This window comes from Peribacillus sp. NPDC096379 (assembly GCF_044762875.1).
GTDB lineage: Bacteria > Bacillota > Bacilli > Bacillales > DSM-1321 > Peribacillus.
This window is the reverse complement of record NZ_JBIWFD010000001.1, coordinates 1,579,743-1,596,581: the sequence shown is the minus strand read 5'-3', so window position 1 is coordinate 1,596,581 and position 16,839 is coordinate 1,579,743. Positions and strand designations below refer to the sequence as shown.

The window sequence follows — 16,839 nt, the reverse complement described above, 5'->3', positions numbered from 1 at the left end:
TAAGCAAGACCTCGAAGTCATAAAAACAGACCACTTCATTATTATTAAATTACGAATCACACAAAAACCGAAACTGAAATTAGATTTCAATCTTAGGTCTTCGTGTGACTATAGAGTTTATTTAAGAACAAATTGAGTTATCCTCAAACCTCGTTACTAAAAATTTTGGAGTGAATAGCACATCTATGATTTTTGGATAGACAAAGTTAAACTCCCTTACTAGATTTCATTGCTAAAAAGTTATTTAATTGATTGTGATCCCCGCACTTGCATAACCTGCAACGGTAGTAAGAAGAGTAATTCCTGTTCCTGTTACAGAAAACACCATCAATAGGCGATCTCGTGCAGTTACCGGAATGTTCAATCCTGTAGTAAGACCTTGACTAATAGCGCCAATTGCAATTACTCCATTTAGAGATGGTGTTAACGTTACTGATGCTCCAGGAATTGCAGTAAATGTGTTGTTAGCCGTTGGTCCAGCTGATCTAAATAGTTCGGCAGTAACGGTTACTGATGATGTTAAGAGACTTAATGCCACTGTAGTACTGAAGAATCCGGATATTGAAGTAATCGTACCACTTCGTGGAACTGTAAATGCCATATTAAGAAGTGTTCCTGCAGCGCCTGTTAGATCAATCGTTGTTCCTCCTACAAGAACAGCAGGAGCAGAATTTCCAAATCCGATTAGACCTGTCGTTCCAGCTAATCCACTTACAAGTACAGTCATTGCAACTGGAATCCCTGATGCATATGGAATTATAGCACTAGAACCTGTGGCTCCTGTCGATCCGGTTGATCCTGTCGCTCCTGTATTTCCGGTTGCGCCTGTTGAACCTGTGGCGCCGGTGGATCCGGTTGCTCCGGTTGATCCTGTCGCTCCTGTGTTTCCGGTTGCACCCGTTGAACCTGTCGATCCTGTGTTTCCCGTTACGCCCGTTGATCCGGTGGATCCTGTATTTCCAGTTGCTCCGGTTGAACCTGTCGCTCCTGTGTTTCCGGTTGCACCTGTTGATCCGGTAGATCCGGTAGATCCTGTGTTTCCGGTTACGCCCGTTGATCCTGTCGATCCGGTGTTTCCAGTTGCTCCTGTTAAACCTGTGGCTCCTGTATTTCCGGTTGCACCTGTTGATCCGGTAGATCCTGTGTTTCCGGTTACGCCCGTTGATCCGGTGGCTCCTGTATTTCCGGTTACGCCCGTTGATCCGGTGGCTCCTGTATTTCCAGTTGCGCCCGTTGATCCGGTAGATCCTGTGTTTCCGGTTACGCCCGTTGATCCGGTGGCTCCTGTATTTCCGGTTGCGCCCGTTGATCCGGTGGCTCCTGTATTTCCAGTTGCTCCTGTCGATCCGGTAGATCCTGTGTTTCCGGTTACGCCCGTTGATCCGGTAGATCCTGTGTTTCCGGTTGCACCCGTTGATCCGGTGGATCCTGTATTTCCCGTTACGCCCGTTGATCCGGTGACTCCTGTATTTCCAGTTGCTCCTGTTAAACCTGTGGCTCCTGTATTTCCGGTTGCTCCGGTTGAACCTGTCGATCCTGTGTTTCCGGTTGCTCCGGCTGATCCTGTGGCTCCTGTGTTTCCGGTTGCACCCGTTGATCCGGTAGATCCTGTGTTTCCGGTTACGCCCGTTGATCCGGTGGCTCCTGTATTTCCGGTTGCGCCCGTTGATCCGGTGGATCCTGTATTTCCAGTTACTCCTGTCGATCCGGTGGCTCCTGTGTTTCCGGTTGCGCCCGTTGATCCGGTGGCTCCTGTATTTCCAGTTGCTCCTGTCGATCCGGTAGATCCAGTGTTTCCGGTTGCGCCCGTTGATCCGGTAGCTCCTGTATTTCCAGTTGCTCCTGTCGATCCGGTAGATCCAGTGTTTCCGGTTGCACCCGTTGATCCGGTGGATCCTGTGTTTCCCGTTACGCCCGTTGATCCTGTATTTCCAGTTGCTCCGGTTGAACCTGTCGCTCCTGTGTTTCCGGTTGCACCCGTTGATCCGGTGGCTCCTGTGTTTCCGGTTGCACCCGTTGATCCGGTGGATCCTGTATTTCCCGTTACGCCCGTTGATCCGGTGGCTCCTGTGTTTCCGGTTGCGCCCGTTGATCCGGTGGCTCCTGTATTTCCTGTAGCTCCTGTGTTTCCGGTTGCACCTGTTGATCCGGTGGATCCTGTATTTCCAGTTGCTCCTGTCGATCCGGTAGCTCCTGTGTTTCCGGTTGATCCGGTTGAACCTGTCGATCCTGTGTTTCCGGTTGCACCCGTTGATCCGGTGGATCCTGTATTTCCCGTTACGCCCGTTGATCCGGTGGATCCTGTGTTTCCGGTTGCACCTGTTGATCCTGTGGATCCTGTATTTCCAGTTGCTCCTGTCGATCCGGTGGATCCTGTGTTTCCGGTTGCGCCCGTTGATCCGGTAGATCCAGTGTTTCCGGTTACGCCCGTTGATCCGGTAGCTCCTGTGTTTCCGGTTGCTCCTGTCGATCCGGTTGCTCCTGTGTTTCCGGTTGCACCCGTTGATCCGGTGGATCCTGTATTTCCAGTTACTCCTGTCGATCCAGTTGCTCCTGTGTTTCCGGTTGCGCCCGTTGATCCGGTGGCTCCTGTATTTCCAGTTGCTCCTGTCGATCCGGTAGATCCAGTGTTTCCGGTTACGCCCGTTGATCCGGTAGCTCCTGTGTTTCCGGTTGCACCCGTTGATCCGGTGGATCCTGTATTTCCCGTTGCTCCTGTCGATCCGGTGGATCCTGTGTTTCCGGTTGCGCCCGTTGATCCGGTGGCTCCTGTATTTCCAGTTGCTCCGGTTGAACCTGTCGCTCCAGTGTTTCCGGTTACGCCCGTTGATCCGGTAGCTCCTGTGTTTCCGGTTGCACCCGTTGATCCGGTGGATCCTGTATTTCCCGTTACGCCCGTTGATCCGGTGGATCCTGTATTTCCAGTTGCTCCTGTCGATCCGGTAGATCCTGTGTTTCCAGTTGCTCCTGTTAAACCTGTGGCTCCTGTATTTCCAGTTGCTCCGGTTGAACCTGTCGATCCTGTATTTCCAGTTGCGCCTGTTGATCCTGTCGATCCGGTGTTTCCAGTTGCTCCTGTGTTTCCGGTTGCTCCCGTTGATCCTGTTGATCCTGTATTTCCGGTTGCACCCGTTGAACCTGTCGATCCTGTGTTTCCCGTTACGCCCGTTGATCCTGTCGCTCCTGCATTTCCGGTTGCTCCGGTTAAACCTGTGGATCCTGTGTTTCCGGTTGCTCCGGTTAAACCTGTGGATCCTGTGTTTCCGGTTGCTCCGGTTGAACCTGTCGATCCTGTATTTCCGGTTGCTCCCGTTGAACCTGTCGCTCCTGTGTTTCCAGTTGCTCCTGTTAAACCTGTGGCTCCTGTATTTCCGGTTGCTCCCGTTGATCCGGTGGATCCTGTGTTTCCGGTTGCACCCGTTGATCCGGTGGCTCCTGTGTTTCCGGTTACGCCCGTTGATCCGGTGGTTCCTGTGTTTCCGGTTACGCCCGTTGATCCGGTGGCTCCTGTGTTTCCGGTTGCGCCCGTTGATCCGGTGGCTCCTGTCGATCCGGTGTTTCCAGTTGCTCCTGTTAAACCTGTGGCTCCTGTATTTCCGGTTGCTCCGGTTGAACCTGTCGCTCCTGTGTTTCCGGTTGCACCTGTTGATCCGGTAGCCCCAGTGTTTCCGGTTGCACCCGTTGATCCGGTGGATCCTGTGTTTCCGGTTACGCCCGTTGATCCGGTGGCTCCTGTATTTCCAGTTGCTCCTGTCGATCCGGTAGATCCAGTGTTTCCGGTTACGCCCGTTGATCCGGTAGCTCCTGTGTTTCCGGTTGCACCCGTTGATCCGGTGGATCCTGTATTTCCCGTTACGCCCGTTGATCCGGTGGCTCCTGTATTTCCGGTTGCGCCCGTTGATCCGGTGGATCCTGTATTTCCAGTTGTTCCTGTCGATCCGGTGACTCCTATGTTTCCGGTTGCACCCGTTGATCCGGTGGATCCTGTATTTCCAGTTGCTCCTGTCGATCCGGTTGCTCCTGTGTTTCCGGTTGCTCCTGTGTTTCCGGTTGCTCCCGTTGATCCTGTTGATCCTGTATTTCCGGTTGCACCCGTTGATCCGGTAGCTCCGGTAGATCCAGTGTTTCCGGTTGCACCCGTTGAACCTGTCGATCCTGTGTTTCCCGTTACGCCCGTTGATCCTGTCGCTCCTGTATTTCCGGTTGCTCCCGTTGATCCTGTCGCTCCTGTATTTCCAGTTGCGCCTGTTGATCCTGTCGATCCGGTGTTTCCAGTTGCTCCGGTTAAACCTGTGGATCCTGTGTTTCCGGTTGCACCCGTTGATCCGGTGGCTCCTGTATTTCCAGTTACTCCTGTCGATCCGGTTGCTCCTGTGTTTCCGGTTGCACCCGTTGATCCGGTTGCTCCTGTATTTCCAGTTACTCCTGTTAAACCTGTGGCTCCTGTATTTCCGGTTGCTCCGGTTGAACCTGTCGCTCCTGTGTTTCCGGTTGCTCCGGCTGATCCTGTGGCTCCTGTGTTTCCGGTTGCACCCGTTGATCCGGTAGATCCTGTGTTTCCGGTTGCTCCGGTTAAACCTGTGGATCCTGTGTTTCCGGTTGCACCCGTTGATCCGGTAGATCCTGTGTTTCCGGTTGCTCCGGTTAAACCTGTGGATCCTGTGTTTCCGGTTGCTCCGGTTGAACCTGTCGCTCCTGTGTTTCCGGTTACGCCCGTTGATCCGGTAGCTCCTGTATTTCCAGTTGTTCCTGTCGATCCGGTGACTCCTGTGTTTCCGGTTGCACCCGTTGATCCGGTAGATCCTGTGTTTCCGGTTGCTCCGGTTAAACCTGTGGATCCTGTGTTTCCGGTTGCTCCTGTCGATCCGGTAGATCCAGTGTTTCCGGTTACGCCCGTTGATCCGGTAGCTCCTGTGTTTCCGGTTGCACCCGTTGATCCGGTGGCTCCTGTATTTCCAGTTACTCCTGTCGATCCGGTTGCTCCTGTGTTTCCGGTTGCACCCGTTGATCCTGTCGATCCGGTGTTTCCAGTTGCTCCTGTTAAACCTGTGGCTCCTGTATTTCCGGTTGATCCCGTTGATCCTGTAGCTCCTGTATTTCCGGTTGATCCCGTTGATCCTGTAGCTCCTGTATTTCCGGTTGATCCCGTTGATCCTGTAGCTCCTGTATTTCCGGTTGATCCCGTTGATCCGGTAGATCCTGTGCCTCCTGTACTTCCGGTTACACCTGTGGCTCCTATTGAGGCAGTCGCACCACTGGGTACATTTACATTAACCTCGACTTTTTGTTCTATATTCCTGTTGCGATTCTTTTGTCCATAAGCTGAATATTTTCTATTTTTACAGTTACAGTCACTTGACCCACAATTTGAACAATACATATATGAACTCATATATACACCTCCTCGCGACACTGAGGTATCATATGAATCAAAAATTAAATCTGAATAAGAATAATGCCCATTTTTTCTGTCTTTAAGAACACAAAAGGCCAAGGGCACTGAAAATGAAACATGATTCCAAAAATCATACTCTTTTTCCTATCGATAAGCTAAATCTCCTAATAACGATAAAGTTGTCCCTCTTTGGGCAGGTTATACCGTTATTAACTTCAGCACTCTATTTGTATTTCCAAAAATTCCTTTTGCTAATGTTTCAAATTTGTATAACTTTAGCTACCTATTTATGGCGATTGCCTATCTTCCTTCAAGTTAAAGTTTTTAAACAGTTAAATAGATTTTTTTGTTAATGTAAATTTACTTTTACCCATCCTCTGACACTATTAATGAACCAAATCTCATCAGCTGACTTAAGTTCTGTAATATGGACAACTCTTTCATTCACTGTTCCGTTTTGTATTAATTCTTCACGGAATGTACCAGCAAGAAGTCCAGAATATAGAACAGGTGTTACAAGCTCTTCGGCGATTTTCAAGACTACATTACCGTTTGTAAATTCAGTTATTTCTTCCCTTTCATTCCAAAGTAAAACATCAAAATAAGTAGGACATTGGTCTTTATGTATTTGATAAATTGTACGATTTGTTGTTTTGTGGTATAAAAACAAATCATTGCTTGAAACAGACTTCTTAGCCAATGCAACATTACATATTTTATCTGGATAGGGGAGCAAATCTTCAGCTTCAATTGTAAATTTTCCTGTGTTCGAAACAAGTAAACGTACTTTTTTAGAGCTGGTTTCGTGTCGATTTGCAAATTGTTCAAGAGCAGCCTCAATAGTTGAAATAGAAAGGCTGATACCAAAATATTTTGCAGAATTTGAAAGTCGTTTCAAATGGTTTTCAAGCAAAACATATTGACCATTCTCAAGCTTTAGCGATTCAAGCAATTCAAAGTCAGGTGTTTCAGTCGTAAGCAATGCAGCTTTCAAGAAGGCCTCATCATACTCTTCTGTAAAACTCGAATCCCAGGTTATACCACCGCCAATCCCGTATTGGGCAGTCCCTTCCTGCGAATCAATTACAACTGTTCGAATCGGTACATTAAAAGTTGCTTCATGATTAGGTGAAATATAACCAATGGCTCCACAATATACTTCACGTGGCGTTCCCTCCAACTCTGAAATTATTTTCATCGTACTTATCTTCGGAGCACCTGTAATTGAACCGCACGGAAACAATGCTTTGAAAAGATCAATTATTGTAGTTTCCGGTTTTGTTTTTGCCGAAATGGTCGAGGTCATCTGCCATACTGTTGGATATTGTTCAATTTCAAATAAGCGATCAACAAAAACACTTCCTGCTTCTGCAATTTGCCCCAAATCATTTCGCAAGAGATCAACAATCATTAAGTTTTCTGCACGATTTTTCTCAGAATCTTGTAGCCATTGTTGCCGTTCCAAATCCTGTTCAATGGAATTTCCTCTTTTCACTGTCCCTTTCATCGGTCGAGTTGTCAGGGTATCCTTTCTCCAATCAAAAAAAAGTTCAGGTGAAGCAGATAATATTTTATATCTACCAGTATGTAAATAAGCACTATAATTGGAACTTTGCGCTTTAGCTAACTGACGATAAAAGGAAAATTCATCACCGATAAATGAGGAATTCAATCTCAGCGTATAATTGACTTGGTATGTATTGCCCTCTTCAATTTGCTGTTTAATCGTTTGAATTGATTCCTTATATGTTTTATAAGTTGTCTTGGATTGCCAATCGGTAAGAGTGAAATCAGTTAGTGTTTCAGTTAAATGCTGATTTTCGAATTTTTCAAAAATCCCAAACCAAAGCAATGGCATTTTATTCCCTTCTGCCACTTGATAGGCAGAGTCAAACGCAGGAGCTGCTTCGTATGACAAATACCCGACTGCGTAAAAGCCTGCATTCACTTCTTTTTGGATATTTTCTAAGGCTGTTAACACTTCTTCTATTGTATGTGCTTCAATAATCTTGATTGGATTTTGAAAGTACATGCTTTCTTTATTGAATTCTAATAGAAGACAGATGTTTTCATCTTTATTATTCATGATATCTACCTCGTTTACATAACGTATTTATCGTCTATTAATAAAGTTACCAATTAAAGTATGACCATGTTCCGTTAATATCGATTCAGGATGGAACTGTAGTCCTTCTACCTGATATTTTATATGTCGAAGTCCCATTACTTCACTGTCTTTCGTTCTTGCACTTACCTCGATACACTCAGGAAGTGATGACTCATTGACAATTAAAGAATGATAGCGGGTAACCAAAAATGAATTAGGTATTCCTTTAAAGACCCCTATTCCATCATGGGTGATCATCGATGTTTTCCCATGCATTGGCTGTTCGGCCTTTTCAACCTGACCTCCAAATGCTTGGGCAATTATTTGATGTCCGAGACAAATCCCCAGAATGGGTATGCTTTGATGAAATTCCCTTACAACCTTTAGACATATCCCAGCTCCATTAGGATTTCCGGGTCCTGGTGAGAGAATGATGGATTCAGGATTCATTTCTCTAATCGCTTCCAACGAAATTTCGTTGTTACGACGGACTGTGACCTCTTTACCTTCTTGGAGGATATATTGATATAAATTGTAAGTAAAAGAATCATAATTATCGATTAGTAAAATCATTGTTGTTCTCCATTTTTTTGATTTAATCATACATTAGTCGGAAATAAAAATAGCAACGGATAGAAGTCATACTCCGATGTACTTTATTTTAGCAAAAATAGCTTCAAAATGCTTGTTAGATATTATTTTCAACTATGATAGAGTTCGTCAATTTATAGGTATTCTTGTTGTGAAATGTACTTTATACATATTTGATCAGGTTCTTTTTAAGATTTTAAGATTTTCATAAGTCTTATCTAAAAAAAGCCCCTGAAATTTCATTCAGAGGCTGTATGTTATGCTCTTTTCATATGAAGGACATGGGGACGAGGCTTCGCGACTTACTCATATAACTAATCTACTTAGTGGGTATACTTATATAATCTTAGAAAGCATCCGTAAGTCTAGCTCCGCATCGCCACCATTGTGATTAGGCGAGTATAACGCGCTTAATGATCTATCCTTCATAGTAACTGATGTCGTTTTTACGCCATTCAGGTTTTCTATGGAAAAGGGGCGGGGGCTTCGCACCGCCACCTTCTTCAGGTCATACAATTTGAGAACCTAAACTTTTTTCATCGCTTTAGTTATAGAGCAGACGCTCATGAATGTTTTTTATCAGCGATTTCAGCAATGATTTCATAGGAGCGAAGTCGAGGCTCATGATGAAACATGCCTGAGTTAATAATCATTTCATCGGCTCCTGTTTTATCAAGGAATGCTTGTAGCTTTTCTTTAACTTGTTCAGGGTTACCAATTACACTGGCATCCAGCTTACTTTGGATCGATGCTTTTTCATAAGGTGTCCAAAGACCATCCATTGAGTCTACTGGAGGCTGGAGCTGATTTGGTGTATTGCGAATCAGACTCAAGAATTGCTGTTGATAAGAAGTGGCTAAATAAGCAGCCTCAGCTTCTGTGTCTGCTGCATAGACGTTAATTCCAACCATTGCATACGGTTCAGATAACACATCTGATGGCTGGAAGTTACTGCGATATATCTCTAGAGCTGCCATCGTGTTTTCCGGAGCAAAATGACTCGCGAATGAAAATGGTAAGCCTAGGCTTCCAGCAAGCTTTGCACTGAAACCGCTTGAACCAAGTAACCATATCGGGACGTTTAAGCCTTCACCAGGGATTGCACGAACTCTGTTATGGCGAGATTCAGCGTCAAAATATGTCCGAAGCTGCTCTAGTTGTTCAGGGAAGTCATCGCCGGTATTTCTGATATCACGACGAAGGGCCATAGCTGTAAATTGATCACTACCAGGTGCGCGTCCAAGACCTAAATCAATGCGACCTGGGTACATAGATTCAAGTGTACCGAATTGCTCAGCAATTACAAGTGGAGAATGGTTCGGTAACATGATGCCACCAGATCCTACCTTGAGTGTAGACGTTCCAGCTGCAACATAGCCAATGACAACAGATGTTGCAGAGCTGGCAATACCTGGCATACTATGATGTTCCGCTAACCAAAAACGATTAAAGCCCCATTTTTCTACATGCTGTGCTAGATCTAGTGTATGTTTAAACGATTCAGCCGGTGTACTTCCTTCAGTAATGTTTGCAAGATCAAGCACTGATAGAGGAATTTCACTCAACTGTTTTTTTGATTGTGACATGTATTCAACTTCTTTCTAGAATCATTTGTTATCTGGTTACTTACAGCCATCATATAAAAGAATCCATAAAATTGCACATAGTATGCTTAGAGATTTAATTCAAATATTTTAGTATGATTGTGTTCTCCACAAAAATAGACAATCAATAATTTGATTGCCTATCATTCGATCATTATGGAGCTAAAATTAGATTTAGAGACTCGCACGAATCGGCGATAATACCACAACAATATATCTAGTTAACAAGTTACAGACTAGTTGCTGGAAAAAGTCTTTTACGATATTGTCTTCCATGATGGTGATCTGGCAAATAATCACTGCCAAATAGGTTGTTTCGGAAAGTTCCTTCTTCGTATTCTTTTCTGACTAAACCTCGCTCTTGTAAAATTGGAATCACATATTCAACAAATTCTTCAAAAGTACCAGGTGTAACCGCATAAGCAATATTAAAACCATCCACTCCTGTAACATCGATCCATTCCTCTAAAGAATCTGCCACTTGTTCAGGCGAACCAACAACAACAGGTCCCATGCCTCCTACTCCAATAAATTCGGCGACTTCTTCAACAGTAAAATCGGACATCGATTTTAATGTAGATTGGATGGCATCATTCTTTACATATTGAATTTTTTCCTTAGGGTCCACCCCTTCCATATCCACACCAGTCCAGCCACCGAATAATGCAAGTGAGCCCTCATAACTGGCATGCTTTTTATAATCCAAATATTTAGCTTCAGCCTCTTCTTGAGTTTCACCAACAATTGGCGTAATCAATGTAAGAATCTTGATTTCATCTGCTTTCCGACCTGCCTTCACTGCCTCTTCTCTAAAAGAGGTAACCGTGTCTTTTGTACGTTCCATCGATGTTGAACCAATGAAAACAAGTTCTGCATGCTTTGCTGCAAATTTCGTTCCTTTTGGTGATGCCCCAGCTTGGAATATTACAGGAGTACGTTGTGGTGAAGGTTCACATAGGTGAGCTCCTGGAACTTTATAAAATTCACCATCATGATCGATATCATGAACTTTTTCTGGATCTGCATAAATCCCTTTTTCCTTATCCACTACGACTGCATCATCTTCCCAACTAGCTTCCCATAGTTTATAGACAACATCTAAGTATTCATCAGCTATATCATAACGATTATCATGATTAATTTGTTGATCTAAGCCAAGATTGCGTGCAGCACTATTTAAATAAGATGTTACGATATTCCAACCGATTCTCCCTTTTGTTAAATGATCCAATGTCGAAATTCGTCGAGCAAATAGATAGGGATGTTCATAGCTTGTCGACGCAGTTAAGCCAAATCCTAAGTGCTTTGTAACTTGCGCCATGATCGGAACAACAAATGCGGGATCATTGACTGGAACTTGAGCACCCTGACGAACTGCTGCATCGCGAGAACCTTGGTATACATCATATGTTCCAAGGACATCGGCAAGGAATATGGCATCGAATCTCCCTTTTTCCAGTACTTTTGCAAGATGCGTCCAGTATTCTGCATCTTTGTACGTAGATGATTGATCGTCTGGATGTGTCCAAAGCCCAGGGGATTGATGCCCTGCGCAGTTCATATCAAATGCATTTAAATAAATTCTTTTTTTTGTCATAATCATTACCACCCATTCGTTTTTTAATGATGTAAATTGGTGCTAAATGTAGTCTTAAGCGATTATTGGTTTAGTTTGTTTAATAGTTTGGAGAAACTCCTCTAAATCGTTATTAAGTCGAGTTTGAATATCTTGATCAGTAATAGGCTGTATACTATTTTCTTTATCAATTTGATTATCTATAATATAAGTCCCTTGAGTGGCTCTTCCTTTTAAAGTAGTTATAAGCGGTTTTAAGGCAAAATCGATTGCTAATAAATGCGCTTTACTCCCACCTACCATTAGCGGTAACACTGGAATTCCTTTAAACGCACTTTCTGGTAATAAATCGATTAGAGATTTTAAAATACCTGTATAAGAAGCTTTGTACACAGGTGAACCAATAATCACCCCATCCGCTTCCTCGATTGATTTTGCTATTTGTTTAATTCCCGTGCTATTATAGCGTGCATAAAGCAAATCCTCAGCAGAAATATCTAAAACGGAAATATACTTTACCGTTATATTCTCCTTTTCTAACAACGATTGAACAAATTTTAAAACTACATCAGTCCTAGATGTTGCTGAAGGGCTTCCAGATAAAATCACTACATTGGGCATTTGTTGACCTTCTCTCTTAGTAAATTAGTTATGATCCTTTGTACGGTCTACATTCAAAGGGTTTAATCTATATTAAACGCATAAAGTCCTCTTTCCTGATAGAAAGAGGACTTTATGCGTAGTCACTCTTATCTGACAAGCCAATGCTTGCAGGAATTAGCACCTTTCTACTAGTTGTAGAGGTTGCTGAAGCTTCATCGGGCCATTCCCTCGGCTTCTCTTGATAAGAAGTATTAAGTTAATTTTATCATAATATTCTAATAACTGATTGTCAAGATTAAATCATATATTTTTCATCGGAATTGTGTGAATAATATTTATTCACACATTGTAATACTAGGATAATTAAGAAGGGGGATGTCCCCAAAGAAAGGTCTGACCCTGCAACAACTAAATACAGTATAGGATAAGTGATAGATACACTACATACTGATTTAGAGTGCGAGGTCAGACCTTTTGAGATATGCTCCTTATAGTTTCTTCTATTCTACGCTAGGTAGTTGGGTAAGAAAATGTTCAACAACCGCAACTGAATCAAGTCGTGCAGCCACATAAGGTGGGGAAAGTCTACGTGTTGCTTCAAGCGGCATTCCTAGCCAGAGATATTGCTTATCAATGATGACGAATGGAAAAGCAATATTTGTTTCAATCTGTTCTTGCACGGCCAAACCTGGAAGCGGACGAATGGAAATAAGCGTGATCTTAACATGTTTTTGCTTACAATTCAGCATATTCAACCAATCCTCTGTAACTATTCCTTTATCAGGTATAGACAAGATAATTGAGTGACATGCTTTTTTAATATCCTCACCTAGAACATCCAACTTACGCGCATGCATCCACTGAAGCTTAGGATGATGATTTTGAATCCACTTGCCAATGTCCCTGGTTGCAACTGTATGTCCGAAGGTTGTTTGATGATCCACAAGCTTACGTAATGTTTTGCCTTTATAAACGGTTTTTCGAATATAGTCCGTATCGCTTACTTGGATGAATTTCCCTTTCGTTCTTGTAATTGCGACATTAATGAGTCGCTCACTATTCTTTCCAGTCAAAAGCATACCAGCACGTGTTTCAGGATAACTATCAACTGTGTCAAATATCATTACATCACGTTCACTTCCCTGAAATCGATGAACAGTTGCTGCAATAATATCAGCTTGTTCAAGCTCTTTCGCATATACTTCTTGTAATAATAGATCCATAAGACGGGATTGAGCTCGATACGGTGTTACATAACCGATGGATCGTGCACCGCTTGAATACGCTTCATGAAGTAGTTGGAATGACAAGAACAGCTGCCAAAGATTCATCCTTGATCTCGATGTCCGCTCCGCTATACAATGTTCACCAGTTCCACTCGTTTCTAACAGCATTAAGGCACGATTAGGAAATGGTCTTCTCTTAGCAATTTTTGCACGGCTCGTTTGTACACTTTCATGATCGCAAACTCGGGAATGATAAATATGTTTATTCGTGAAGGCCGAAATATCTGGATGCATTCTGCGTTGTTCTTTTAACAGAAACAAATGTGGATGGAGCTTCCCTTCATTCACTACATTCACAACGCCTGAACAATGAAAAATATCTTCTTTTAACCATTTATTCACTGATTCATCACGAGCTGAAGCAATTGGCGGCAATTGTTTAAAATCACCACAGACAATGATATTCTTGCCTAACGATGCAGCAAATGCAACTTGTGGGACATAAGCCATACTCGCTTCATCAAGAATGACTAAATCATATTCCTGTTCATAAAGTGTGCTGTCGCTTGCTGTTTTTGCCAGTGTGCTACCAACGATTTTAGCTTCTTTGACAAGCTCCATTTCTTTACGACGAAATTTTTCAATGACTCTGCCAAGTTTTTTTTCCAATTCAATTAATCGATCTGTATCCCGCTTGCTAAATGAACCTGATAAATCTTGTTTTAAGAGCCGCTTCTCTTCAGTTAGGTTTTCCTTGTCTTCAACTAAATCAGGTTCATGCTTTTCTAACAACTGACTTGAGATGATATCAGGATGACTCGCTAAGCTTTCTCCTGTTTGCGAACCGTACCTTAAAATATCGCCTTCTTTAAAGCGGTTTTTCTTTTTTGTAAATGTAGCGATTTCTGCCATTAGTACATCCACGGCTTGGTTGCTGTGAGACAGAACTAAAAGTTTTTTTCCTTTAAAATAATGATTCGCTGCAATCCGTGCCAATGTATATGTTTTTCCAGTTCCCGGGGGTCCCCAAACGTATGTAATTGGATTAAAATTAGAGCGCAAAAAAAGCTCCTTAACATTACTATGATTCTGATCTATCGGATGCCTGCTCTCCATCGAAGGGTCCATCAATCGTTTGACTCTAAGCCGCTTTTTCTTACTTTTTTTCACTTCGTCTAAGCGCTCAATTAATTGTTCCAGAAGTTCCCATGGGTCATGGTAAAGAAAAGCCTCGGAAATCAAATCTCCAAGTGTTTTTTCAAAAGATAATATGATGCTTTTGCCTTCAGACGAGAGCACTAATCCTTCCTGCTTGATTCCTCCCCATTCCAGTCGAACGAATGATCCGACTGGAATCCTCAGCGATCCAATCGTTTCGAAATAATAAGTAAATCCATCCACCTGATCTATCAAATGACCATTCATAACGTGATATTTTGTACTTCCGTATTTTTTTAAATGGCGGATTTCATTTTCTAATGCTACTTGCCATTCTTTTATATAGCTTACCGTTGAGTTCATTTTATCTTCCTTAAATTTTTGAATTAATGTTCTTCTACAATAGTACGCTTTTCATAAAGTTTGTCAAAGTAGCATGATTTATTGATTTAAAAAAAGGCTATCTCAGTAAAGGATTAGACCTTTAGAGATGAGCCTCTTTCAAAATATTACTTTTCCAACAATTCGCCAAATTCCTTCACTAGTCCACTAAATATCTTCAACGCATTTTCAATCGGCTCTGGTTTAGTGAGATCGACTCCAGTTTTCTTTAGCAATTCAAGCGGATATTCCGAGCTGCCACTTTTTAAAAATGTTAAATACTGTTCAAGTGTACCTTCATCACCTGATAAAATTCGGTCGGCGATATCAATAGCTGACGCGTACCCCGTCGCATATTTATACACATAAAACGGTCGATAAAAGTGTGGGATTCTAGACCAGCCGAATTTCACTTCATCGTCAAAAACAATGTCTTCCCCATTATACGCACGGTATATCGTTTCATATACAGTATTAAAGACTTCTGCATTCAAAGGCTCATCATTTTCCGCTTTTTCGTGTGTAATTTTTTCGAATTCCCCAAACATGACTTGCGTAAAGAAAGTTCCTTTAAAGCTGTCAATAAAATGGTTAAGCAGATGCTTCTTTTTATTCAAGTCTGTTGTCGTGTTCAATAAGTAACGAATCAATAGGATTTCGTTCACGGTTGATGCGACTTCAGCAACAAAGATCGAATATCCAGCACTGATTTGCGGCTGATATTTGGAGCTGTAATATGAATGCATTGCATGACCAGATTCATGTGCTAACGTAAATAAACTGTCCAAATCATCCTGATGGTTTAATAAAACGAATGGATGAACTCCATATAAACCTAGGTTATAAGCGCCGGATCGTTTGCCTGGCGTTTCCCTTACATCATAATAACGATTTTCTTTGAAGTTCAAAAGAGTCGATACATACTCTTCGCCAAGAGGCTTCAGTGCTTTTATCATAAGGTCAAACGCTTTATCATATGGAATATCTTCCTTTGCCTCTTGTACAAGCGGAACACTTAAATCATACGCACGTAGTTCATCTACACCTAGAAGTTTTTTGCGCAATTTTATATAGTCATACATCGGTTTAATATTCTCTTTCGTCGCCGAAATAAGATTTTCATATACCTCTGGCGGAACCTGATCTGAAAATAATGATTTTTCAAGAGCTGAAGGGTAGTTCCTTGTTTTCGCCATCGTCGTATTGTTTCGAATGGATGATGAAAGAGTACTCGCGATAGTATTTTGTAACTGAAGATACGGTTGATAGTAGGCTTTGTATGCCTCCTTCCGTTTTTCTCGATCCTGATTTTCAATCAATTTACTGTACATACCGCGTGTTAAAGTGATTTTTTCGCCGTCGTTTTTTGTCACTTCTCCAAACTTAATATCAGCATTGTTAATCATACCAAACGTTTTTTGCGGAGAAGAAAGGGCATCACCAAGCTGCGAAAGAATTGCTTCTTGATCTTTGTTCAGCACATGCGCTTTAAAGCGATAAGAATCAAGCAAATCATCCTCGAAATAACGTAGTCCTTCTACTTCTTTTATGTACGCTTTTAACGTACTTTCTTCAAGGTTTAATAAAAATGGCATAAAAAACGAAGTAGCTGCGCTAATTTTCTGCCCTAATTGACTAGCACGATCAAGTAACCCTTGGGCAGCGGGTACTCTTGTGTCTAAGTCCACCTGAAGCATTGCATATACATATAGCTTTTTATATGTATACCCTAATTCTTCACTAAGTGATAAATAACGAAATAGTGAATCTGCATCCCTAATTTTCCCGTCAAATGCCTTTAACTTCTCCACACTATTCAAGATCGTTTGATAATCCTGTTCCCACTTTTCCTCGTTTTCATAAATATCTTCCAATCTCCACTTTTCTTCTACTTTAACATCAGCTCTAGTCGAATATGCAGTCATAATTGATCCCCCTTTTTATATTATTTTTCCCATTATATCGAAAATGTATGAATCTGTATAACTAGCCGTTTTTTCGAAAATATTTAGCATCTTTCATAATATGGTATAATATAGGACAGTATAGCTGGATTTTTCCAGAAGGAGGCGAGACTAATTTTCAAGAATCGATATTTCGCTATCTTAATCTATTCGATAATATTTGTATATTCTTTATCATACTTTCAATCTCAGCTTACAAATCCGATAATAGAAGATAAAGGCCGCCTCTTGCCT

Annotated in this window: 8 protein-coding genes and 1 riboswitch; all 8 genes read right to left on the bottom strand. The window is 42.3% G+C overall.

The genetic code is table 11. The annotated features are described in order from the left end of the window. Positions 1-244 precede the first annotated feature (244 nt). The 8 genes from ACIQZI_RS07540 to pepF all read right to left on the bottom strand — a co-directional run bounded on the left by ACIQZI_RS07540 (position 245) and on the right by pepF (position 16,566). On the bottom strand, positions 245-3,952 hold the full coding sequence (locus ACIQZI_RS07540; protein WP_403072135.1) for a beta strand repeat-containing protein: 3,708 nt from the start codon (positions 3,950-3,952) through the stop codon (positions 245-247). A 1,792-nt stretch (positions 3,953-5,744) separates the two neighbouring features. Then, complete coding sequence (gene pabB, locus ACIQZI_RS07535; protein ID WP_403071174.1) at positions 5,745-7,481, bottom strand: aminodeoxychorismate synthase component I; 1,737 nt, start codon at positions 7,479-7,481, stop codon at positions 5,745-5,747. A gap of 27 nt (positions 7,482-7,508) precedes the next feature. Further along, positions 7,509-8,075, bottom strand: a complete 567-nt coding sequence (locus ACIQZI_RS07530; RefSeq protein WP_403072132.1) for an anthranilate synthase component II — start codon at positions 8,073-8,075, stop codon at positions 7,509-7,511. 581 nt (positions 8,076-8,656) lie between these two features. Beyond that, positions 8,657-9,679 (bottom strand): LLM class flavin-dependent oxidoreductase, encoded by a 1,023-nt coding sequence (locus ACIQZI_RS07525; protein WP_403071171.1) that lies wholly within the window; start codon positions 9,677-9,679, stop codon positions 8,657-8,659. A gap of 247 nt (positions 9,680-9,926) precedes the next feature. Beyond that, positions 9,927-11,294, bottom strand: a complete 1,368-nt coding sequence (locus ACIQZI_RS07520; RefSeq protein ID WP_403071168.1) for an LLM class flavin-dependent oxidoreductase — start codon at positions 11,292-11,294, stop codon at positions 9,927-9,929. A 54-nt stretch (positions 11,295-11,348) separates the two neighbouring features. Next, positions 11,349-11,894 carry an NADPH-dependent FMN reductase gene (ssuE, locus tag ACIQZI_RS07515; RefSeq protein ID WP_403071165.1) on the bottom strand — a complete coding sequence of 182 codons (546 nt, stop codon included), beginning with the start codon at positions 11,892-11,894 and terminating at the stop codon, positions 11,349-11,351. Positions 11,895-12,019: 125 nt separating this feature from the next. Next, a riboswitch (SAM riboswitch) is annotated at positions 12,020-12,124 on the bottom strand. A gap of 252 nt (positions 12,125-12,376) precedes the next feature. Continuing rightward, complete coding sequence (locus ACIQZI_RS07510) at positions 12,377-14,623, bottom strand: AAA domain-containing protein (protein ID WP_403071162.1); 2,247 nt, start codon at positions 14,621-14,623, stop codon at positions 12,377-12,379. 146 nt (positions 14,624-14,769) lie between these two features. Further along, positions 14,770-16,566 carry an oligoendopeptidase F gene (pepF, locus tag ACIQZI_RS07505; protein WP_403071159.1) on the bottom strand — a complete coding sequence of 599 codons (1,797 nt, stop codon included), beginning with the start codon at positions 16,564-16,566 and terminating at the stop codon, positions 14,770-14,772. Positions 16,567-16,839 lie beyond the last annotated feature (273 nt).

Coding starts and splice junctions, on each gene's coding strand:
- pabB (WP_403071174.1), bottom strand. CDS start 7,481: ATGAATAATAAAGATGAAAACATCTGTCTTCTATTAGAATTCAATAAA.
- ACIQZI_RS07530 (WP_403072132.1), bottom strand. CDS start 8,075: ATGATTTTACTAATCGATAATTATGATTCTTTTACTTACAATTTATAT.
- ACIQZI_RS07525 (WP_403071171.1), bottom strand. CDS start 9,679: ATGTCACAATCAAAAAAACAGTTGAGTGAAATTCCTCTATCAGTGCTT.
- ACIQZI_RS07520 (WP_403071168.1), bottom strand. CDS start 11,294: ATGACAAAAAAAAGAATTTATTTAAATGCATTTGATATGAACTGCGCA.
- ssuE (WP_403071165.1), bottom strand. CDS start 11,894: ATGCCCAATGTAGTGATTTTATCTGGAAGCCCTTCAGCAACATCTAGG.
- ACIQZI_RS07510 (WP_403071162.1), bottom strand. CDS start 14,623: ATGAACTCAACGGTAAGCTATATAAAAGAATGGCAAGTAGCATTAGAA.
- pepF (WP_403071159.1), bottom strand. CDS start 16,566: ATGACTGCATATTCGACTAGAGCTGATGTTAAAGTAGAAGAAAAGTGG.